The organism is Mesorhizobium sp. M2E.F.Ca.ET.209.01.1.1, assembly GCF_004010375.2.
GTDB lineage: Bacteria > Pseudomonadota > Alphaproteobacteria > Rhizobiales > Rhizobiaceae > Mesorhizobium.
Genome location: NZ_SADP02000111.1, coordinates 1 through 541, shown reverse-complemented (window position 1 = coordinate 541; position 541 = coordinate 1). Strand labels below are relative to the sequence as shown.

The 541-nt window shown below is 65.6% G+C and carries 1 protein-coding gene; it reads right to left on the bottom strand.

Going from position 1 to position 541, the window contains the following annotated elements; all coding sequences use genetic code 11:
* Positions 1-42 precede the first annotated feature (42 nt).
* Positions 43-541: ATP-binding cassette domain-containing protein (locus EN852_RS34835; protein WP_135879597.1), on the bottom strand; the 499-nt coding region annotated here is incomplete at its 5' end.

The window sequence follows — 541 nt, the reverse complement described above, 5'->3', positions numbered from 1 at the left end:
GTCCGCTTGTGTCTTCCTTCTCGTCGTCGTCCTGCGTCGACATCAGGCGGCTCCCTCGAGCCGATCGTCGTCCGGCCGTAGCTGCAGGTCGTAAAGCGCGCGGTAGCGTCCGCCGAGCGCCAGCAATTCCTCATGCGTGCCGCGTTCCACGATCCGCCCGCCCTCGACGAAAAGGATCTGGTCGGCATGCATCAGCGAACTCAGCCGATGCGAGATGATCAGCGTCACGCGATCCCGGGCGAAGCGCTTCATCGCCGCTCGTATACGCTGCTCGGTGCCGGCGTCGACGGCGGCCGTGGAATGGTCGAAGACCAGCACCGATGGCCGCAACATCAGGCTGCGCGCTATGGTCAGGCGCTGCCGCTGGCCGCCGGAAAGCGACGCGCCACGTTCGCCGACGACCGTGGTGTAGCCGGCTGGAAGGCCGATGATATAGTTGTGCAGCTGGGCATACTCGGCGGCCTGGCCGATGCGGGTCTCGCGCGCCCAGGGATTGCCATAGGCGATGTTGTTCTCGATCGAGGTGGTGAACAGGAACGCG